Source organism: Agrobacterium sp. LMR679, assembly GCF_027157905.1.
In the GTDB taxonomy this organism is placed as follows: Bacteria; Pseudomonadota; Alphaproteobacteria; order Rhizobiales; family Rhizobiaceae; genus Agrobacterium; species Agrobacterium leguminum.
Map to the genome: position 1 here is coordinate 134,767 of NZ_JAPVOJ010000002.1, position 20,799 is coordinate 155,565.

Below are 20,799 nucleotides of genomic sequence, written 5' to 3' on the forward strand. Positions count from 1 at the left end.
ATGACTGTCTTGCATTTTTTAAACCGATTAGAATAATTATTCATCATCGGTGAAACATGCATAAGCCAGTTGAGAGAAGCTTGTCAATAGGGCTTTGACGGCAATGCCGATACCGCCGGACGATAAACAATCCGCAATTCCATCTTGACAGAAACGCCACTTCTGCAATTATATAAATAGATGCATAAATATTCACACGCATGTTTTGAAGAGGATTCCATGCAGTCCCAGGAGCTAGAGCGCATTGCGCGCCAGATTCGCCTTCGCGACGTACAGGCTGTTTTCGAAGCGGGTGCGGGCCATGTCGGCGGCGAAATGTCCGCGATCGACATCATGACGGCCCTTTACTTCCGCGTCCTGCGCATCTGGCCGGATGATCCGAAGAACCCTGCCCGCGACCGTTTCGTGCTTTCCAAGGGCCATACGGCCTGCGCGCTGTATGTGACGCTTGCCAAGCGCGGTTTCATCCCGGAAGAGGAAATCTCGACGTTCCTGCAGCCGAATTCGCGCCTCAACGGCCATCCGAACTGTAACAAGGTTCCGGGTGTGGAAACCAATACCGGCCCGCTCGGTCACGGACTGCCGGTTGCCGTTGGCATGGCAAAAGCAGCCAAACTTTCTGGTGCGAACTACCACACCTATGTGATGACCGGCGACGGCGAGATGCAGGAAGGCTCCAACTGGGAAGCCATCATGTCCGCCGCGCAATTCGGCCTCAACAATCTGACGCTGATCGTTGATCACAACCGCTTCCAGCAGGGTGCGGCGCTTTCGGAAACCAATGATGTCGCGCCGCTTCGCCCGAAGCTCGAGGCTTTCGGCTGGGAAGTCAGCGAAATCAACGGCAACGCCATGGCGGAAGTCGTGCCGGCGCTGGAGCATCGCGGCGACCGCCCGCATTGCATCGTCGCCCACACCAACAAGGGTCACGGCATTTCCTTCATGCAGGACCGCGTTGACTGGCACCACAAGGTTCCGAGCAGGGAACAATATGAAATCGCCGTCAAAGAACTTTCGGAGACATTGTAATGAACGCGCCCGTAACCGCCGCCAAGCTTTATGACTGCCGCGACGCCTTCGCCGAAACGCTGGAAGCGCTGGCCGCCGGCAATGACAGGGTCGTCGCCGTCTGCAACGATTCGGTCGGCTCCTCGAAGCTCGGCGGCTTCAAGTCGAAATTCCCGGAACGCCTCGTCAATGTCGGCATTGCCGAACAGAACATGGTCGGCGTCGGCGCCGGTCTCGCCAATGGCGGCCAGTTGCCCTTCGTCTGCGGCGCATCGTGCTTCCTCACCGGCCGCGCGTTGGAGCAGATCAAGGCTGACCTTGCTTATTCCAACGCCAATGTGAAGCTGATCGGCATATCCTCGGGCATGGCCTATGGCGAACTCGGCCCGACGCACCACTCCATCGAGGACTTTGCCTGGACCCGCGTTCTGCCGAACCTGCCGGTCATCGCCCCCTGCGACCGCATCGAAACGGCCGCCGCCGTCAAATGGGCCGCGGACTATGCCGGCCCCTGCTTCCTGCGCCTGTCACGCGTCGGCGTGCCGGATCTTCTGCCGGAAGGCCACGTCTTCGAACTTGGCCGCGCCAACCTGCTGCGTGAAGGTTCCGACCTAACGCTGATCGCCAATGGCACGCTGACCCACCGCGTCGTCAAGGCCGCCGAAATTCTGGCCAGCCGCGGCATCAAGGCTCGGGTGCTGAACATGGCGACCGTACGTCCCATCGATGAGGCGGCGATCGTCGCCGCAGCGAACGAAACCGGCGCGATTCTGACGGCTGAAGAACATTCGATCTTCGGCGGCCTTGGTTCGGCCATTGCCGAAGTCGTGGTCGAGCAGGCCCCGGTGCCGATGAAACGTCTCGGCGTTCCCGGTGTCTTTGCCCACACCGGTTCGGCCGAATGGCTGCTGGATGAATTCGGCATGGCGCCGGCCGCCATTGCGGATGCGGCCGAAGCGCTGATCAAGAGAAAATAAAGTCTCCTCCCAGAGTCGTCGCGTGTCTTCGGATGCGCGGCGACACCCTTTCTGCAATATCGTCGTTTACTCGCCGCAAGGCGGAAACGAAAAACTGCCGACGAAAGACTCCCATGATGCGCGCCATTCTGTCCATCGATCAGGGCACCACCAATTCCAAGGCCATACTCGTCTCGGAAAGCGGAGAGTTGCTGGCGCGCGGCTCATCTCCCGTCGGTATCACCTATCCGCAGCCCGGTTGGGTGGAACAGGATCCGAACCGCATCTGGGCCTCGGTCCGTGAAGCGATCTCCGCCTGTCTCGCCGCCGCACCATCTGCGATCGATGTCGCGGCCATCGCCATCTCCAACCAACGCGAATCCGTCACCATCTGGGATGGCGAAACCGGCGAGCCGCTCGGCCCGGTGCTCAGCTGGCAATGCCGCCGCACGGCGCAGGACTGCGCCGAACTGATCGAAAAGGGCCATTCCGAGCGCGTCATGGCGCTGACCGGCCTGCCGATCGACCCCATGTTTCCCGGCGCAAAAATGCGCTGGCTGCTGGAGCGTGCCCCGAAGGGGCGCAGACTCCGTGTCGGCACCATCGATAGCTGGCTCATCCATTGCTTCACGGGCGGTAAAGTCCATGCCTGCGACGCCTCCAACGCCGCCCGCAGCCAGGTGCTCGATCTCAACCGGCAGGTCTGGAGCGATGAGCTTTGCGAGCTCTTCGGCATCGATATCAACACCCTGCCCGATCTGCGCGACAGCAGCGGCGATTTCGGCACCACATCAGGCGTTCCCGGTATCAAGGACGGCACACCGATCCTCGCCGCCATCGGCGACAGCCACGCAGCCCTCTTCGGTCACGGCGCCTTCAACCCCGGCGATGGTAAGGTCACTTTCGGTACCGGCTCATCTGTGATGACCACTCTGCCGCATTTCATCGCGCCCGAACGCGGCATCACCACCACCGTTGCATGGCGGCTCGGCGGCAAAACAACCTTTGCCTTTGAAGGTAATATTCTCGTTTCGGCAGCCTCCCTGCCCTGGATGACGGAGATTCTCGGCCTGCCGGATGTCGCCGCGCTGGTGGAACTCGCCGCCACTGCCGAGCCAAACGGCCCCGGTTTCGTGCCGGCCTTCGTTGGCCTCGGTGCGCCCTATTGGGATACCAATGCGCGTGCATTGTTCTCGCAGATCAATTTCAGCACCACGCGTGCCCAGATGGCCCGCGCCGTCACTGACTCGATTGCCTTTCAGGTCCATGACGTCTTCGCCGCCATGCGCGCACAGTCGCCTTCGGGCTTTGGACGCCTGTTCGTGGATGGCGGCCCGAGCCAGAACCGTTTCCTGATGCAATGTGTCGCCGACATGCTGCAACACCCCGTCATCCAACGCGACGCGCCGGAAGCCTCGGCACTGGGTGCCGCCTATCTCGCCGGCCTCGCCCTCGGTGTCTGGAGCGATCTCGATGCCATCGCGGCGTTGAACAGCAACGGCAACACCATCGGGCCGTCCGCGAGCGAAAACAGCCAGCGGCTCAGCGTCTGGCGCGATGCGATTGCCCGCTCGACCTTGCCTGTAACCTCGGGTAATGGTGAATAAAAATTCACCCCTGGAGGGCTTATGGGTAGGCTAAACGAACTTCGAATGATATCCCGCGTGGCGCAGATGTATTTCAGCGAGCACAAAAGGCAGGCGGAAATTGCGCAGCATCTCAACCTGTCGCAGGCCACCGTCTCGCGCATGTTGAAGCGTGCCGAGGCGGAAGGCATCGTCCGCACCAGCATCATTCCGCCGCCCGGTACCTATAGCGATCTGGAAGCGCAGCTGCGCGAACGTTTCGACCTGCCGGAAGCCATCGTTGTCGATTGCAGCGAGGATCGCGACGGCGCAATCATGGCCCGCATTGGCGAGGCAGCGGCGCATTTTCTCGAGGTAACGCTGTCGCAGAACGAGATCATCGGTGTTTCCAGCTGGAGCCAGACGATCTTCAAGATGGTGGAAAACATCCACCCGCTTAAAGGTGCCAAGGCGCGTTATATCGTCCAGACGCTGGGCGGCATGGGCGATCCTTCCGTTCAGACGCATGCGACCCAGATCACCACTCGACTGGCGCGGCTGACGGAAGCCGAACCGAAGCTGCTGCCCGTGCCGGGCGTCGCCACCTCGCGCGAAGCCAAGCTCTTGATGCTCGCCGATCCCTTCGTGCGCGAAACCATCGATCTCTTCGGATCGATCACGCTCGCCATCGTCGGCGTCGGCGCCGTCGAACCATCGGAGCTTCTCGCCCGGTCCGGCAACATTTTTTCCGCCAAGGAACTGGCCGATCTCGCCCAAGCGGGTGCGGTGGGCGACATCTCGCTGCGCTTCTTTGACAAGGACGGCAAACCGGTGAAGACGCCGCTCGACGACCGGGTCATCGGCCTGCCGCTGGAAAACCTCTCCAATGTCGACCGCGTCATTGCGCTGGCCGGCGGCTCGAAAAAGACCGAGGCGATTGCCGGGGCACTCAGGACCGGTGTGATCGACGTGCTCGTCACCGATAAATTCACCGCCGAACGACTGGTCGGCAAGGAAACATAGCCAAAATCCCATAAGGAGGAGACATGAGGCGCTTTGAAGGTCAATCCGTATTCGTGACCGGAGGCAACAAGGGCATCGGATACGGCATCGCCCGCCGTTTTGCCGAGGAAGGCGCGAAGGTCGCCATCGCCTCTGTCGACAGGGACACCTATGACGCCGCCAGAAAACTGGCGGACGAAACTGGCGCGGTCACCCACGGCGTCATCCTCGATGTGCGCGACGCGGCAGCGGTGCGCGACGCCTATGGTGCCGCCGAAGAGGCGATCGGCGCGCTGTCCATCTCCGTCCAGAATGCCGGCGTCATCACCATTTCCAAGATCGAGGAACTGACGCAGGAACAGTGGGATTTCAATCTCGACGTCAATACCAAGGGCGCGTTCCTCTGCTGCCAGGAGGCTATCCGCCGCTTCCGCGAAAGCGGCATCAAAGGTCGTCTCGTCAACACCGCTTCCGGCCAGGCGCGTCAGGGCTTCATCTATACACCGCATTACGCCGCCTCGAAATTCGGCGTTATCGGCCTGACGCAAAGCCTTGCCAAGGAACTGGCGCCTGAGGGCATCACCGTCAACGCCATTTGCCCGGGCATCATCCACACCGAAATGTGGGACTATAACGACCGCGTCTGGGGCCAGATGCTGGGCGATTACAAGCCGGGCGAACTAATGGCCGAATGGGTGCGCAACATCCCCATGCGCCGCGCCGGAACGCCCGCCGAAGTGGCCGCACTGGTGGCGTTTCTGGCTTCCGACGATGCGGCATACATCACCGGCCAGACGATCAATGTCGATGGCGGGTTGATCATGTCGTAAGGCTTGTTTGGGAACGGGGCAGACGCCCCGATCTCCCTCATCCCTGTGCCTGTCACAGGGATCCAGCCAGCCCAAGTCCTTGGGCTGAAAGGACCTCCCCGCCGCGCAGACGCGCGTCGGCTGGATTCCTGTGACAGGCACAGGAATGAGGGGAATGCGGATGCCGTCAGTTGCGCAGCCTATACCCCGTCTTGAACATCCAGCCGACAACACCGAGGCACAGCGCCAGAAACAGCGTGATCATCGCCAGGCTGATGGCAGGATTGACGTCGGCGATCTCATAAAAACTCCAGCGGAAACCGCTGATGAGATAAAGCACCGGGTTGAAGTGGCTGACCGTCTGCCAGAAGGGCGGCAGCATGTCGATGGAATAGAAGCTGCCGCCGAGGAAGGTCAGCGGCGGCACCACCAGCATGGGAATGAGGTTCAGCTGCTCGAAATTCGTCGCCCAGATGCCGATGATGAAGCCGAACAGGCTGAAGCTCACCGCCGTCAGCACGAAGAACAGGATCATCATGAACGGGTGAGCGATGGTGATATCCACGAAGAAGGAAGCGGTAATCAGGATAATCGTGCCGATCATCAGCCCCTTGGTCGCCGCCGCCCCGACATAACCGGCCAGAATTTCCGTCATCGCCACCGGTGCGGAGAGGATTTCATAGACCGTACCGGTGAATTTCGGGAAATAGATGCCGAAGGAGCCGTTGCCGATACATTGCGTCAGAAGCGTCAGCATGATGAGGCCGGGCGTTATGAACGCGCCATAGGAAACACCGCCAACCTCCTGAATCCGCGAACCGATCGCGGTTCCGAATACGATGAAATAAAGCGATGTGGAAATGACCGGGGAGACCACGCTCTGCAGCAGTGTGCGCCGCGTGCGCGCCATTTCGAACAGATAGATGGCCTTGATGGCTTCGAAATTCATTTCTGGCCTCCCACCAGCGAAACGAAGATATCCTCAAGCGAACTCTGCCGCGTTGAAATATCCTTGAAATGGATGTTGGCGGCGAAAAGAGCGCTCAGAACATCGGCAATGCGGCTCTGCTCGCCATTATCCTCGATTTCGTAGGTGACGGTGCAGCGGTCATCGGAAAGCGTCAGTCCGAAGGGCGCAAGACTGTCGGGCAATTGCTCCACGGGCTGGGCAAGCTCCAGGAAAAGCTGCTTGCGGCCGAGTTTCTTCATCAGCGCCGTCTTTTCTTCCACCAGCAGCAATTCACCGCCATTGATGACGCCCACCCGATCGGCGATTTCTTCCGCCTCTTCGATGTAATGCGTGGTGAGGATGATGGTGACGCCCTTGGCGCGCAGCTCGGAAACCACGTTCCACATATCGCGGCGCAGCGCCACATCCACGCCGGCCGTCGGCTCGTCAAGAAACAGAACCTTCGGCTCATGCGCCAGCGCCTTGGCGATCAGCACACGCCGTTTCATGCCGCCGGAAAGCTCCCGCAGCATATTGTCCTTCTTGTTCCAGAGCGACAGGGATTTCAGGATACGCTCGATCAGTTCCGGATTCTTCTTTTGCCCGTGCAGGCCGCGCGAGAAGCTGACGGTGTTCCACACCGTCTCGAACTGGTCGGTGGTCAGTTCCTGCGGCACGAGGCCGATCAGGGCGCGGGTCTGGCGAAAATCCTTCACCACATCGTGCCCGCCGACAAGCACCGAGCCTTCACCGGGATTGACGAGGCCGCAGACGATGGAGATCAATGTCGTCTTGCCAGCACCATTCGGACCGAGAAGAGCGAGGATTTCCCCCTCTTTGATATCGAGGCTGACACCTTTGAGCGCCTGAAAGCCGTTTGCGTAGGATTTTGTCAGATTCCGTATCGAAACAATGGCATTCATGGCGAATCTTTCGAAAAACCGAGTAAGATGCACGCCATATAGGCCGTAGAATGCGCAAATGCCAGTCCGACGGGCTGAACACTGCGTTCGGCGATTAAGGAAAATCAGCCGTAAACGCTATAGAAAAACTGCGCCGCAACAAAGACCAGAAACAGTCCGAAGGCGCGCTCCAGCTGCTTCTTGCTGAGCGCATGCGCCAGCCGCGCGCCATAGGGCGCGACCACGAGCGTAATGGGGATCAAGAGCACCACGGCGATCCAGTTGATGAAGCCGGTGGAAAACGGCGGCAGGCCCGCATCACCCCAGCCGGCCCAGATGTAACCCAGAAGACCTGGCAGCGAAATCAGCACGCCGACGCCGGACGACGTGGCGACTGCCTGATGAATGGTGCGTCCGTAGAGCGTCATGAAGGTGTTGTTCATCACCCCGCCGCCCACACCCATCAGGCCGGAAAAAAGCCCGATGCCGGTGCCCACCAGAAAACGGCCCGGGTTTTGCGGCAGGTCGGAACCGAGATGCCAGCTTGCCCGGTTGAAGATCATCCGGAAGGCAAGCGCCAGCGCGATGAAGGCGAAGATCAGCCGCAGCGCAACGCTCGAGGCATGCGCGGCAACCACGGATGCGAGGATGGTGCCGAGCGGCACGGCGACGATCCAGCCCTTCAGCAGATCGATATCGACCGCGCCTTTCTGACGATGCGTCAGGAACGAACGGATGGAGGTGGGCACGATAATGGCAAGCGAGGTGCCGAGCGAAAGATGCATGCGCACCGCCTCCGGCACATCCAGCAGCCCGAAGACCTGGTAAAAGACGGGCACCAGCACCGCGCCGCCGCCAATGCCGAACAGCCCCGCCAGAAGACCGGCGACCACACCCGCTGCCGCAAGCGCCGCAGCAAAGACCATCAGCTCTGAAACAGGGGGCATAAAGGCAGGCTCCCGAGGGCCGTTGTCACAAACATGTGACCCTCATAGCGTATCAGAAGAGCGCGGCAAGCCATGTTGGCCGCAGGTCAGTACGGCGCGATATCTTTTGCCGCACATCCGCGCCGGATGGACCACTCCATGGGATCGTTTCCCATTGCATGCCCTTGCAAAGACGCCGATATCCCCCCGATAAGGCTGTCTTCTTCAACCGGCCTTCGGGCCGGTCTTTTTGTGGGAATGTGACGGGCGGCTATCGAGCTAGCGGCAGAGAAGCATCCCCAACCTTCGTCATTCCGGCCTGACCCAAAAATCCACCGCCTGTGTCATCGGCGGCAGCCCGATGACAAGCCGCACTCCGTATTCGACGTCATCCTCGGCCTTGTGCCGAGGATCTGCCGACGTATCGCCGATCGCTACGTTGCAGATGCTCGGGACAGGCCCGAGCATGACGGAGGAGACGCTTTCAAACTCAGCGTCAACCTCCACCGGCGCGACTTAATCGCAATGCCTGTAACCTGACTTGCGGGTGCGCAGGTCGAAGTGAAAATGATTCCAGTGATTGGGATCGCTGCCCGGCCCGAGAACGGTGGAGAAATATTTGCAGCTGTCGGACCTCACCGCCTTCAGCAACGCCTTTTCGCGGAAGGCGAAGAAGCTTTTCTTGCGCACGTCGATTTCCTTGCCGTTCTTCAGCGTGATGGTGCCGATATCGATGGCGTTGCCGCGTGCATGTTCGGACCACGGATTGCTGGAGCGTGAATTCATCTTGCGACACGAATAACCGCCCATCGGCGTGATGCGCCCGACGCCGGAGAGATAACGAAAGCGCGAGGATGGCACGAGCTCGAACTTCACCCATTTGGCGAAGGCAAGCGTGACCTGGCAATTGAGCTTCACCGCCGGCCGGATGGCGACGCCGCTGGCGAGACCGCTGAGCTCGATCGGATAGTCGATACCGCAGGTCGGACCGTCGGCAATGCGCGCAACATCCCGGAAAGCAACGCCGAGGCGGCGCAACTCGGAACGGCAGGCAACTTCGGAAGATGGCATGACGCCGGGCGGCATCGAGCGGTTGCTTTGCAGCCCGCCACCCGCCATCGGATCGTTCGGCATCACCATCGCCACTTCCTCCACCGGCTGACGACGGGAGGAGGAGCCGAGCGGCGGCGGCGGGATGAGCCGCGATTGGCTGGCCCGTTGCGGCTGGCGGGCCGGAGGAACGGCCACGGGATTGTCCGTGCCGATACCATCCACCACCGGTTGCGCCGACGTGCCTTCGGCAATATCCGCATCCTGTTCTTCGGCAAGTCCGCGGACCGGCTCCACGCCCAGCATGGAATCCATGTTCACGCCGCCTTCGCCTTCGGCGATCTGGTTGCTGGTCATCTGCTGCGCGGGCATGGTCTGCCCCTGCATCGTCTGCCCCTGCATCGTCTGCCCCTGCATCGTCTGGCCCTGCATTGTCTGGGCCGGCATATTGCCATGGCCGCTGGCCGCCATGCGCGCCTGGTGCTGGGAATCGAGTGTCGAATAACCCTGCCCGCCCTGCGGCGATTGCAACAGGGCATCCTGCGAGGCGTAAGGCTCCGGCATCGGCTGTGAAACGGCTGCCGGATAATCGGCGCCCTGCCCGGCCTGCTCGGCCTGATACACCGCACCCGCCGGCGCGCTGTAACCCTGCTGCCGCGATGAGCGGATGGCGCTGACGCGTGTGGTGCCATCCACCTCCGCCGGTGGCACGAGGCCCTCCGCCGAACACGACACCATGACCGTGGAAATCATCAGCAACGTCACAAGACGACGCGGAAGGGAAACATACGCCATACGAGAACCTGTACCTTCAGCGGCCGCTATTCGCGGCAATACAGGATAAATTTTAAAGAAATGAGGTAAACGAAACCTTATTGGTTGCGGGAAATAACGAATGATGTGTTTGGCGCAGTCCCATCCGCACAAGACCGCGACAATTGCGCCGGATGACGGAGCGGTCGGATAAAGTCCTGTCCATAACAAAGGGCGCGGCCAAAGCCGCGCCCTTCAACCTTCCTGAAACACCTGAAATCACGCGGCCCGCGAAACCTCGCGTCCGGCACCATGTCCAAGCTCGAAACGCGACAGCAGCGAGCGCAGCTGGCGGCTTTCCTCGGCGAGCGTCTGGCTGGCCGCCGTCGTTTCTTCCACCATGGCGGCGTTCTGCTGTGTCATCTGGTCCATGTGGTTGACGGAGGTGTTGATCTCCTGCAGGCCGGTCGCCTGCTCGCGCGCCGCCGTGGCGATGGAGTTCACATGGCCATCGACACGATTGACCAGCGCCACGATCTCTTCCAGCGCATCGCCCGTCGAGCGCACCAGTGCGACGCCGCCGCCGACCTCTTCCGCCGAACGGTTGATGAGGGTCTTGATTTCCTTGGCCGCATTGGCGGAACGTTGCGCCAGTTCGCGAACCTCCTGCGCCACCACGGCAAAACCACGCCCGGCTTCGCCCGCACGCGCCGCCTCAACACCGGCATTCAGCGCCAGAAGATTGGTCTGGAAGGCGATTTCATCGATGACCGAGATGATCTGGCCGATGCGCTTCGAAGACTCCTCGATGCGGCCCATGGCGTCGACGGCATTGCGGACGATCTCGCCCGAGCGGCCGGCGCTGGTTTTCGTGTCCTGCACCATCTGCCGGGCCTCGTTGGCACGCTCGGAAGCGGTGCGCACCGTGGCGGTGATCTCGTCCAGAGCAGCCGCCGTCTCCTCCAGCGCCGCCGCCTGCTGTTCGGTCCGGCGGGAAAGATTGCCGGTCGCGCCGCTGATGTCGGAGGCGCTGTCATTGACCACATGGCCGGTTCTGGCAATCGCCTCGATCGCGCCGTGCAAGGCGCCGACAGCACGGTTGAAGTCCAGGCGCAGCTTTTCATAGTCCGCGCCGATATCCGCAAGCGAAACGGTCAGGTCGCCATTGGCGAGCGCCTCAAGCGCATCGCCCAGTCGCTCCATGGCATGGGCCTGCCGCTCGGAAGCGGAGCGCAGAACCATCTCGTTACCGTGCCGCTCCTGCTCCAGCGCCCGCTGCTGGTCGGCCTCGCGGGCCTGCAGCGCGCTGCGCTCATTGACGCTGTCGCGCAGCACCAGCAGCGTCTTGGCAATCGCGCCGATTTCATTGCGACGGTCGGCGAACTGTATATCCGCCGCGCCGTCACCGTCGGCAATGCGCCGCATGCTCTGGCGGATAAGATCGATCGGCCGCGTCACGCTGCGCACGACGGCTGCGGCCACGCCGACAACCAGAAGACCGGCGGCGATGCAAAGACCGCCATTAAAATAGACGTCGCGCCAGAACACCGCTTCAAGATCGTCAACATAAACACCGGTGCCGACAATCCAGCCCCAGGGAGCGAAACCGGCGACATGGGAAAATTTCTCGACCGGCTCCGGCGCGCCGGGCTTCGGCCAGTAATAATCGACAAAGCCCTTGCCGCCCGCCTTGACCGTGTTCACGAACTCAACGAACAGCGCCTTGCCGTTCGGGTCCTTGTTGGCGGTAAGGTCCGTGCCGTTCATCTCGGGTTTGATCGGATGCATCACCATTTTGGGATGCATGTCGTTGATCCAGAAATAGCCGCTGCCATTGCCGTAGCGCATTGCCGCAATGGTCGTCTTGGCCTGCTGTTGCGCCGCCTCCCGCGTCAGGCTTCCGCCCTGCTCCAGCCGGTAATATTGATCGAGAATGGCAACAGCGGTTTCGTTCATTGCCGCAAGCCCGGCTTTCCGTTCGCGCTCCATCTCGTGGTAGCTTTCAAACAGGCTGAATGTCAGCGCCGCGGCCAGTATTGCCACAAACAATGCGACGAGCGCATAAAGCCGCGTAGATATCGTTACGTTTTTCATGTTCCCCCTCAACGTCGCTGATGCACTTCGACCAGCCGATGTTAAAGGCAAAAAATTTATTATTATTAAATACACATATTATACGTTGGTATTGTTCTTATATGCTCATACTCCTTGGCGCCATCATGCCAGACAGGCACAGCAAGCGTGAATTTTCAAACCGGCCGGCGGCATTTAAAGACACCGTTAACCGTGCGGCCCCTATCCTCTTTGACCGAAATTACTTTACAGGGAGGGCGCGATGGCCCGGCCGAATTTTCGCTATACGCATTATGACCTGAAGGAATTGCGGGCAGGAACTACCCTTGAAATATCCCTGTCAGCCGTCAACAATGTCCGGCTGATGACGGGCGCGAATTTCCAGCGTTTCACCGAACTGCTCGATTTCAAATATCTCGGCGGCGTCGCGAAAAAATCGCCGATCCGCATCGCCATTCCCGAGACATTGCACTGGCATCTGGTGATCGATGCCGAAGGCCATAGCGGCCTGGCGGAATCCTCGGTCAAGATGCTGCCCGCGCAGCCGCAGGCCGCACAGCATCGCAAGGCATCCTGATCTTCCTTAAAAAACAGCGAGTTGTCGCGGTTTCGCGACTCTTTTTGCCAGCAGCCTGAATCTTTTTCTTAAGATCGGCCGCGATATGGCTTTCGGCGCAATCGCGTAAAATGCTAGCGCGATCCACGCTCGCGACGCAGCTTCGCCCACCAGTCCAGACGCTTGCGGATTTCCCGCTCAAAACCCCGATCCGGCGGATCGTAAAAGGTCGTGCGCCCCATTTTTTCCGGGAAATAGTCCTGTCCGGAAAAGGCATCCGGCTCGTCATGGTCGTAACGGTAACCGTCGCCATAACCCTCACCCTTCATGAGCTTGGTCGGCGCGTTCAGAATATGTTTCGGCGGCACCAGCGAGCCGTTTTCCTTGGCCGCCCGCATCGCCGATTTAAAGGCGGTATAGACGGCGTTCGATTTCGGCGCGGTGGCGAGATAGACGCAGGCCTGCGCCAGCGCCAGCTCACCCTCGGGTGAACCGAGATAATCATAGGCATCCTTGGCGGCATTGCAGACGGCGAGCGCCTGCGGATCGGCAAGGCCGATATCCTCCACCGCCATGCGCACCAGCCGCCGCCCGAGATAGAGCGGATCTTCGCCGGCATCGAACATGCGGGCAAGATAATAAAGCGCGGCATCCGGGTCCGAACCGCGCACGGATTTATGCAGCGCGGAAATGAGATTGTAATGGCCGTCCTGGCTCTTGTCGTAGACGGGCGCACGGCGCTGCACGATGCGCGTCAGCCCTTCGGTATCGAAGGTCTCATCTTTCCTCGCCGCCCGCCACACCTCTTCGGCGAGCGTCAGCACGGCGCGGCCATCGCCATCGGCCATACGGATCAGACTGGCCCGTGCCTCTTCCGTCAGCGGCAGCGACTTGCCCTCCGCCTCCTCGGCGCGCTTCAGAAGCTCGCTCAGGCTCTCCTCGTCATGCGAGCGGAATGTCAACACACGCGCCCGCGACAACAGAGCGGCATTGAGTTCGAAAGACGGGTTTTCGGTGGTGGCGCCCACCAGAATGATGGTGCCGTCTTCCATGACCGGCAGGAAGCTATCCTGCTGGGCGCGGTTGAAGCGATGAATCTCGTCGACGAAAAGCAGCGTCTGCCGGCCATTCATCCGCCGTGTGCGCGCCGCTTCGAAAACCTTCTTGAGATCGGCGACCCCGGAAAAGATCGCCGAGATCTGCTCGAAAGCCAAACCCGCCTCGCCGGAAAGCAGGCGGGCAACCGTTGTCTTGCCGGTGCCGGGCGGTCCCCAGAAAATCATCGACCCCAGTGAGCCGCTTTCGATCATGCGGCGCAGCACGCCCTCCTCGCCCGTCAGATGCGGCTGCCCGCTCACCTCCGCCAGCGTCTTCGGACGCAGACGATCAGCGAGAGGCCGCCGGTTGGCGACCTCCACGGGCACTTGCGGGGCGAAGAGATCGTCGCTCATCGCAGGAACTGCCGGATGCGCTGTCCGTCACGCAGGATTTCCACCCGCCAGAATCCGGGATTGTCATCCAGCGCCTTCTCAACCGCAGCGGTGGTGGCGATATCCGCGCCGTTCAGCGACAGGATCACGTCTTTCGGCTGGAAACCGACACGATAGGCCGGCGAGCCACGCTTCACATCGGTAATGACGACGCCTGTCACCTGCGAGGGCATACGCAATTCATCGGCAAGCTTCGGCGAAAGATTGGCGACAGTCGCGCCGGCGAAGGGATTGCGGCCCTCGATCAGCCGTTCATCGCGCGGTGCGGTTTCCGGCGCGGTATCGAGCGCGATGGTCACCTTTTTCTCTTTCCCCTTGTCCATGACAGTCAGTTCAGCGGATTTGCCGATGCCGGCGGTCGTCAGGCGATAACCCAGCGCATCCGGATGTTCCACCTCGAGGCCATTGACGGCGGTGACGACCTGCCCCGGCTCGATACCCGCCTTCTCCGCCGGACCGTCCTTGATGACACTGACGACCAGCGCACCGCGGGCGCGATGCAGGCCAAGCGCCTCGGCGACATCCGATGTCACCGGATCGAAGGTCGCGCCGATATAGGGTCGCTCGAAGCTCGCATCGCCACGCTCGGCGGCAGCGACGAAAACCCTGACCAGATTGGCGGGAATGGCAAAACCGATACCGTTCGAGCCGCCGCCCTTGGAGAAGATGGCCGTATTGATGCCGATCAGCTCGCCCGCCATGTTCATCAATGCGCCGCCGGAATTGCCGGGATTGATGGAAGCGTCGGTCTGGATGAAGAAGCCGAAATCGCCCTGCGTCACCTGGTTGCGTGCCAGACCCGAGACGATGCCGCTCGTCACCGTCTGGCCGACACCGAAGGGATTGCCGATGGCCAGCACCAGATCACCCACTTCAATCGCATCGGAATTGCCGAGCGACAGCACCGGGAACTGCTCCTTCGCATCGATCTGCAGAATGGCGAGATCGACGCGGTCATCCTTCAGCAGCACCTTGGAGGAGAACTCGCGCCCATCCGCCAGCGCCACCTTGATGTCATCGGCACCGTCGATGACATGATTGTTGGTCACCACGAGGCCGCCGGCGGTCACGATCACGCCGGAGCCGAGCGACGACTGCTTTTCCGTGCGGTTCGGCATCTGCTGGCCGAAGAACTGTTCGAAGAAAGGATCACCGGCAAAGGGCGACAGACGCCGCTGCACGACACGTTCGGCATAGACATTCACCACCGCGCCTGCGGTGCGCTTGACCAGCGGCGCGAAGGAAAGCTGCATTTCCGTGTGGCTCGACGGCACGGTCCTGTTATCCTGCGCCGCAGCACCCACGGGCAGGAGAATGAGTGCGGCGAGAAAGCCGGTGGACAGATACTTCAACACGCTTCGCATGTGATTCCTCATCGTCATCAGTATGATGGAGTTATAACGCCAAAGCCTGTAAAGCAAAGAGCGGCAAGATGATGGCCGTCCTTTTCCAGGCATGGATCGGTGGGCGACATTGGAACCAATAGCGCCCCTTTTCGGTTTCACCGGCACATGACTTTCCTTAAAAAGAGACGACCCATGCATCTGAAACCGATCCTCCTTGCCTGCGGCATCCTCCTCTCCCCCTCTTTCGCTTCGCTGGCCAGCGCGGCGAGCTTCGATTGCGCAAAGACCGATCTGGCTGCGGATGAAAAGGCGATCTGCGACAACCGTACGCTGAACGATCAGGATGTGAAGATGGCCACCACCTTCGACATCCTCACCCAGCTGATGGCCATGGGCGCACGCGACACGCTGCGCGACGAGCAGAGCCAGTGGCTGAAGAAACGCCAGGAATGCGCAGCGGACGTTGCCTGCCTTACCAGCGCTTACGAGGAACGGATGAAACGTCTCGGAGAGGCGTTCCAGAGCATCAACCGGCCGCTCTGACCTCCTCACACCGCCCGGATGATGTTTTCCATAAGGCCATGTAACTGGTCACGATAACCGGTTCGGGCGGAAGGTGCGTCCTCGCGAGAGGTCATCACAACCGATAGCCGTCTGGCGGGTACGATATAGAGCATCTGGCCGCCATAACCCCAGGCATAATAGACCGTCTCGCCTGCCATCTCCTTGATGAACCAGCAATAGCCATAGCCGTCGCCGTTGAAGACGGAATTGGTACGTTGCCGCCACGATTGCTCGATCCAGCCCTGAGAAATCAACCGCTCACCGCCGGGTGTCACGCCGCCTAGGCGATAAAGCTCGCCGAAGGCCAGCAAAGACCGCGCCGTCATCGCCATCTGGTTGCCGCCGAGATAGATGCCCTGCGGATCGCGCTCCCAGCCGCCGATGGAAAATCCTTCGAGCGGACGGAACCAGTCGCGCGCAAGCGACAGCGTCGAACGGCCGGAAGCTTTTGTCAGGATCGCCGAGAGCAGATGGGTGGAGCCGGTGGAATAAAGCATGCCGCCGCCCGGTTCCCCGACAAAACCGGAACCCAGCGCCATCCGCACCCAGTTGCGGCTGGCGACCCAGCGGCCGTAATTGGGGCCGGACATGCGCTCCAGGCCGGATTGCATCGACAGCAGGTTGCCGACGGTGATCCGTTCCAGCCGGGGATCGGGATTTTGCGGAAAATCGCCGCGCAGAACGGTCGCGATCGGCTGGTCGGCGCTTTCGAGAATCTTGCGATCGATGGCCATGCCGACCAGAGCGGAGATGATCGATTTCGAGGCCGACTTGATATTGGTGGAGCCGTTCAAACCGGCGCCGTGATAGGCGCGGCTCGCGACCTCTTCGCCATCGATGCTGACAATGACCGCCTTGAGGCTGGAGAGCGCATCCGCCTCCCGCAGCAACGGATCGAAACGGATGCCATTGCCGGTGCCTTGCGCACGGGCAAGCGGGGCGAAAGGCAGGGAAGCGATAAGGGCAAGTGCGGTTCGTCTTTTCATGTCACTGAGCTAGGAAGCCATACGGCGATGAAAAGAGGAAACGCCGCCAATCACTCCAATGTGACCTGATTTCAAGCACCGGATTTCCACACCCCAATTCGATGGTCTCGCGAAATCTCTATGAAAACAAGGCGTTGGCCTGCATTCCGGAATCGAGATGCAAAGCGCTTGAATCAGTTTCTGATCTTGAGGACTATTGCCCTGCCGCAAATGCAAAAGACGGGAAGCGATGCCGCAACTGAAATCATCACGCCTTGTCCTGCGGCCTTTTAAAATGACGGACGCCTCGCCACTCGCCCGGTTGACGAACGACCCGCTCATTTTGCGCAATCTGCTGCGCACGGCCTACCCTTTCGAACCCGATGATGCACGGGGCCTCATCAGGCGCATTACTGAGCGTCGGCTGCCGGTATGGGCGGTGGATGATGACAGGCTGGTCGGTCTCATCGGCCTTTCAGGCGAATTCGGCCTTTGGCTTGATCGCCGCGTCTGGGGAAAAGGCTACGGAGAAGAAGCCGGACGCCTCGTCATCGATTATGCCTTTCAGCACATGGGCATCAGGACCCTGCATGCCAATCCCCTGTTTGACAACAGGGCGTCGCACCGTCTGATGGAGAAGCTAGGCTTTGTTGCGACCGGCCGTGCAAATGCCTTTTGCAGGCAACGGCGGAAAATCATGCCGCTTCGACCTTATCGGCTCGATAAAGAGTGATCGGCATAAAAAAGCCGCCGTTTATCAACGGCGGCTTTTTATCATCTAGCAAATCCGGAAATTATTCCGGCAGAATCCGCACTGCACCCTTGTCGGCGCTGGAAGCAAAGGCTGCATAGGCCTTCAGCGCCGTCGTGACATTGCGCTTGCGTGGCGCTTCCGGCTTCCAGCCCAGTTCTTCCTGCTCGGCACGGCGCGACGCCAGCTCCGCATCGGTGACCTTCAGGTTGATCGTACGGTTCGGAATGTCGATTTCGATCAGGTCGCCCTGACGCACGAGGCCGATGGCGCCGCCCTGCGCCGCTTCCGGCGAGGCGTGACCGATGGAAAGGCCGGAGGTGCCGCCGGAGAAACGACCATCGGTAATCAGCGCGCAGGCTTTGCCGAGGCCCTTGGATTTCAGGTAACTGGTCGGATAAAGCATTTCCTGCATGCCCGGCCCGCCCTTCGGCCCTTCGTAACGGATGACGACGACGTCGCCCGCCTTGACCTCGTTGCCGAGAATGCCCTTCACCGCCGCGTCCTGGCTTTCGTAAACCACTGCCGGACCGGTGAATTTCAGGATGGATTCATCGACGCCCGCCGTCTTCACGATGCAGCCGTCGAGCGCGATGTTGCCGTAAAGCACGGCCAGACCGCCATCCTTGGAGAAAGGCTTCTCGACTGAGCGAATGACGCCGTTTTCGCCGTCCGTATCCAGATCGTCCCAGCGCGAGGACTGGCTGAAAGCCACCTGCGTCGGCACGCCGCCGGGGGCGGCCTTGAAGAACTGGCGCACCGTCTCGCTGTTGGTGCGGGTGATGTCCCAGCGGTCGATGGCGTCGCCCAGCGTCGCCTCATGAACGGTATAGGTATCGCGATTGATGAGACCGCCGCGTTCCAGCTCGCCGAGAATGCGCATGATGCCGCCGGCGCGGTGAACATCTTCCATGTGCACGTCCTGCTTGGCGGGCGCGACCTTGGAAAGGCAGGGAACCTTGCGGGAAAGACGGTCGATGTCTTCCATGCCGAAATCGACGCCGCCCTCATGCGCCGCCGCCAGAATATGCAGCACCGTGTTGGTGGAGCCGCCCATGGCGATATCCAGCGACATGGCGTTTTCAAACGCCGCCTTGTTGGCGATGGTGCGCGGCAGAACGGTTTCGTCCTCCTGCTCATAATAACGGCGCGCCAGATCGACGATCAGGTGGCCGGCCTCGACAAACAGCCGCTTGCGATCGGAATGGGTGGCGAGCGTCGAACCATTGCCGGGCAGCGACAGACCCAGCGCCTCGGTCAGACAGTTCATGGAATTGGCCGTGAACATGCCGGAACAGGAACCGCAGGTCGGGCAGGCCGAGCGTTCGATGACCTTCACATCCTCATCGGAAATCTTGTCGTCTGCAGCCGCAACCATGGCGTCGACCAGATCGAGCGCGACCGTCTTACCGTGCAGGACGACCTTGCCGGCCTCCATCGGACCGCCGGAAACGAAGACCGCGGGGATGTTGAGGCGCATTGCCGCATTCAGCATGCCGGGGGTGATCTTGTCGCAGTTGGAAATGCACACCATCGCATCGGCGCAATGGGCATTGACCATATATTCCACCGAATCCGCGATGATCTCACGCGACGGCAGCGAATAGAGCATGCCGTCATGGCCCATGGCGATACCGTCATCGACGGCGATGGTGTTGAATTCCTTGGCCACACCGCCGGCCGCCTCGATTTCGCGGGCAACGAGCTGGCCGAGATCCTTCAGATGCACATGGCCCGGCACGAACTGCGTGAAGGAATTGACCACCGCGATGATCGGCTTGCCGAAATCGCTGTCCTTCATGCCGGTGGCGCGCCAAAGGCCGCGCGCGCCCGCCATGTTGCGGCCGTGGGTTGTCGTTCTGGAGCGATAGGCTGGCATGGTGTTTTCCTCAATCTCTTGGGCGAAGACGCGTCTTCCGTAGCGCGGTCAAAACGGCCTCTGCCCTATTTTGCGGTTTTTCTAGCGCAAACCGCAAGCCCTGTCACTGTCACCTTGGGGCAAAACAGTACGGTTCGGTACGGTACGCTTTCTCTTCATCGTGCTATCGGGCCGCGCCTTCATCACAAATGCGCGATTTCCGCCGCCCCACCGTTGTTTTTCCGCAGAGCGCTGAAACATATCTGTGCAGCGGCCGTATTGGCTATCATAATCGATTTATCGCCGATGTACCCGGCTTTTGTGGAGGTTCCAATGCCCGCCTATCGTCCGCCCCTCATCTCGGCAAATGAAATCACGCCGAAGAATATCTACCTGTCCAGACGGGGCTTCCTCGGCACGGCGGCGGGGCTGGCGGCAATCGGGCTGACAGGGCGCGAGGCTGTTGCCGCGCCGCTTTCCGCAAAACCCGGCGCCTACAAGCTGGATGAGAAGCTCACCCCGCTCGATGCTGTCACCAGCTATAATAATTTCTACGAATTCGGCGTCGGAAAATCCGACCCGAAGGAAAATTCCGGCAAGTTCAAGCCTACCCCCTGGACGGTGAAGGTGGATGGCCTCGTCTCCAAACCGCAGGAATTCGGCATAGAAGAGCTGATGAAATATCCCCTCGAAGAGCGCACCTATCGCATGCGCTGTGTCGAGGGCTGGTCGATGGTCATTCCGTGGATCGGTTTCCCGCTCGCCACCCTTCTCGACAAGGTGGAGCCGCTTGGCAGCGCGAAATATGTCGCTTTCGAAACCGTGGTGCGGCCGGACGAAATGCCGGGGCAAAGCGGCCTCTTTCAGCCTCTCTCCTGGCCCTATGTCGAGGGGCTTCGCCTCGACGAAGCGCGCCATCCGCTCACCATTCTCGCCGTCGGCCTTTATGGAGAGACCCTGCCCAACCAGAACGGTGCACCGATCCGCCTCGTCGTTCCATGGAAATACGGTTTCAAAGGCATCAAATCCATCGTCCGCATTTCGCTGGTCGAGAAACAGCCGGAAACGACATGGAAAAACTCCAACGCCCGCGAATATGGCTTCTATTCCAACGTCAATCCGAATGTGGATCATCCCCGCTGGAGCCAGGCGACGGAACAGCGCATCGGCGAAGGCGGCTTCTTTGGCACCCAGAACCGCCCTACCCTGATGTTCAACGGTTATGACGAGGTGGCGAGCCTTTATACCGGCATGGATCTGAAAGCGAATTATTGAC

Annotated in this window: 18 protein-coding genes; 9 read left to right on the top strand and 9 right to left on the bottom strand. The window is 60.6% G+C overall.

All coding sequences use genetic code 11. The annotated features are described in order from the left end of the window. Positions 1 to 219: 219 nt before the first annotated feature. The 5 genes from O3W47_RS11450 (at position 220) to O3W47_RS11470 (ending at position 5,361) form a co-directional block, all read left to right on the top strand. The gene (locus tag O3W47_RS11450) at positions 220 to 1,029 is read left to right on the top strand and encodes a transketolase (protein ID WP_137453041.1); all 810 of its coding nucleotides are present in this window, start codon (positions 220 to 222) and stop codon (positions 1,027 to 1,029) included. Next, entirely contained in the window at positions 1,029 to 1,985 is a 957-nt protein-coding gene (locus O3W47_RS11455; protein WP_137453040.1) for a transketolase family protein, read from the top strand. The genes O3W47_RS11450 and O3W47_RS11455 overlap by 1 nt, the downstream gene beginning before the upstream one ends. 116 nt (positions 1,986 to 2,101) lie before the next feature. Then, a complete protein-coding gene (locus O3W47_RS11460; RefSeq protein ID WP_269314826.1) occupies positions 2,102 to 3,571 on the top strand; it encodes an FGGY family carbohydrate kinase in 1,470 nt (489 codons plus the stop codon). A gap of 21 nt (positions 3,572 to 3,592) precedes the next feature. Beyond that, positions 3,593 to 4,552: a sugar-binding transcriptional regulator gene (locus O3W47_RS11465; protein ID WP_046798190.1), complete on the top strand. Its 960-nt coding sequence runs from the start codon at positions 3,593 to 3,595 to the stop codon at positions 4,550 to 4,552. 23 nt (positions 4,553 to 4,575) lie between these two features. Beyond that, positions 4,576 to 5,361: an SDR family oxidoreductase gene (locus O3W47_RS11470; RefSeq protein WP_269313810.1), complete on the top strand. Its 786-nt coding sequence runs from the start codon at positions 4,576 to 4,578 to the stop codon at positions 5,359 to 5,361. A gap of 166 nt (positions 5,362 to 5,527) precedes the next feature. On the opposite strand, the gene O3W47_RS11475 is transcribed toward O3W47_RS11470, so the two are convergent. From O3W47_RS11475 to O3W47_RS11495, 5 genes are all read right to left on the bottom strand, one after another. After that, entirely contained in the window at positions 5,528 to 6,289 is a 762-nt protein-coding gene (locus tag O3W47_RS11475; RefSeq protein ID WP_003520396.1) for an ABC transporter permease, read from the bottom strand. Then, positions 6,286 to 7,212, bottom strand: a complete 927-nt coding sequence (locus tag O3W47_RS11480; protein ID WP_078052751.1) for an ABC transporter ATP-binding protein — start codon at positions 7,210 to 7,212, stop codon at positions 6,286 to 6,288. Before O3W47_RS11480 ends, O3W47_RS11475 begins: the two co-directional genes overlap by 4 nt. Positions 7,213 to 7,316: 104 nt before the next feature. Further along, a complete protein-coding gene (locus O3W47_RS11485; protein WP_035261319.1) occupies positions 7,317 to 8,138 on the bottom strand; it encodes a sulfite exporter TauE/SafE family protein in 822 nt (273 codons plus the stop codon). A 495-nt stretch (positions 8,139 to 8,633) separates the two neighbouring features. Continuing rightward, positions 8,634 to 9,962, bottom strand: a complete 1,329-nt coding sequence (locus O3W47_RS11490; protein ID WP_269313811.1) for an extensin-like domain-containing protein — start codon at positions 9,960 to 9,962, stop codon at positions 8,634 to 8,636. 237 nt (positions 9,963 to 10,199) lie between these two features. Then, positions 10,200 to 12,014, bottom strand: coding sequence for a methyl-accepting chemotaxis protein (locus tag O3W47_RS11495; protein ID WP_269313812.1), 1,815 nt, complete (start codon positions 12,012 to 12,014; stop codon positions 10,200 to 10,202). Positions 12,015 to 12,255: 241 nt separating this feature from the next. Between O3W47_RS11495 and O3W47_RS11500 the strand changes: the two genes are divergently transcribed. Continuing rightward, entirely contained in the window at positions 12,256 to 12,570 is a 315-nt protein-coding gene (locus O3W47_RS11500) for a DUF1883 domain-containing protein (protein WP_127758023.1), read from the top strand. A 113-nt stretch (positions 12,571 to 12,683) separates the two neighbouring features. Here the strand turns inward: O3W47_RS11500 and O3W47_RS11505 are convergent, their stop codons facing one another. Both O3W47_RS11505 and O3W47_RS11510 read right to left on the bottom strand, forming a co-directional pair. Beyond that, the gene (locus O3W47_RS11505; RefSeq protein ID WP_269313813.1) at positions 12,684 to 14,000 is read right to left on the bottom strand and encodes a replication-associated recombination protein A; all 1,317 of its coding nucleotides are present in this window, start codon (positions 13,998 to 14,000) and stop codon (positions 12,684 to 12,686) included. Then, positions 13,997 to 15,403, bottom strand: a complete 1,407-nt coding sequence (locus O3W47_RS11510) for a DegQ family serine endoprotease (protein WP_137453035.1) — start codon at positions 15,401 to 15,403, stop codon at positions 13,997 to 13,999. Before O3W47_RS11510 ends, O3W47_RS11505 begins: the two co-directional genes overlap by 4 nt. 174 nt (positions 15,404 to 15,577) lie before the next feature. On the opposite strand from O3W47_RS11510, the gene O3W47_RS11515 reads away from it, so the two are divergent. Further along, positions 15,578 to 15,928: a lysozyme inhibitor LprI family protein gene (locus O3W47_RS11515; protein ID WP_080816653.1), complete on the top strand. Its 351-nt coding sequence runs from the start codon at positions 15,578 to 15,580 to the stop codon at positions 15,926 to 15,928. Between the two features lie 5 nt (positions 15,929 to 15,933). Here the strand turns inward: O3W47_RS11515 and O3W47_RS11520 are convergent, their stop codons facing one another. Next, positions 15,934 to 16,935: a serine hydrolase domain-containing protein gene (locus tag O3W47_RS11520; RefSeq protein ID WP_269313814.1), complete on the bottom strand. Its 1,002-nt coding sequence runs from the start codon at positions 16,933 to 16,935 to the stop codon at positions 15,934 to 15,936. Between the two features lie 229 nt (positions 16,936 to 17,164). On the opposite strand from O3W47_RS11520, the gene O3W47_RS11525 reads away from it, so the two are divergent. Further along, entirely contained in the window at positions 17,165 to 17,647 is a 483-nt protein-coding gene (locus tag O3W47_RS11525) for a GNAT family N-acetyltransferase (protein WP_269313815.1), read from the top strand. Between the two features lie 61 nt (positions 17,648 to 17,708). Here the strand turns inward: O3W47_RS11525 and ilvD are convergent, their stop codons facing one another. Further along, positions 17,709 to 19,544, bottom strand: coding sequence for a dihydroxy-acid dehydratase (ilvD, locus tag O3W47_RS11530; RefSeq protein ID WP_003521018.1), 1,836 nt, complete (start codon positions 19,542 to 19,544; stop codon positions 17,709 to 17,711). Between the two features lie 312 nt (positions 19,545 to 19,856). On the opposite strand from ilvD, the gene msrP reads away from it, so the two are divergent. Beyond that, entirely contained in the window at positions 19,857 to 20,798 is a 942-nt protein-coding gene (gene msrP, locus O3W47_RS11535) for a protein-methionine-sulfoxide reductase catalytic subunit MsrP (protein ID WP_269313816.1), read from the top strand. Position 20,799: the final 1 nt, after the last annotated feature.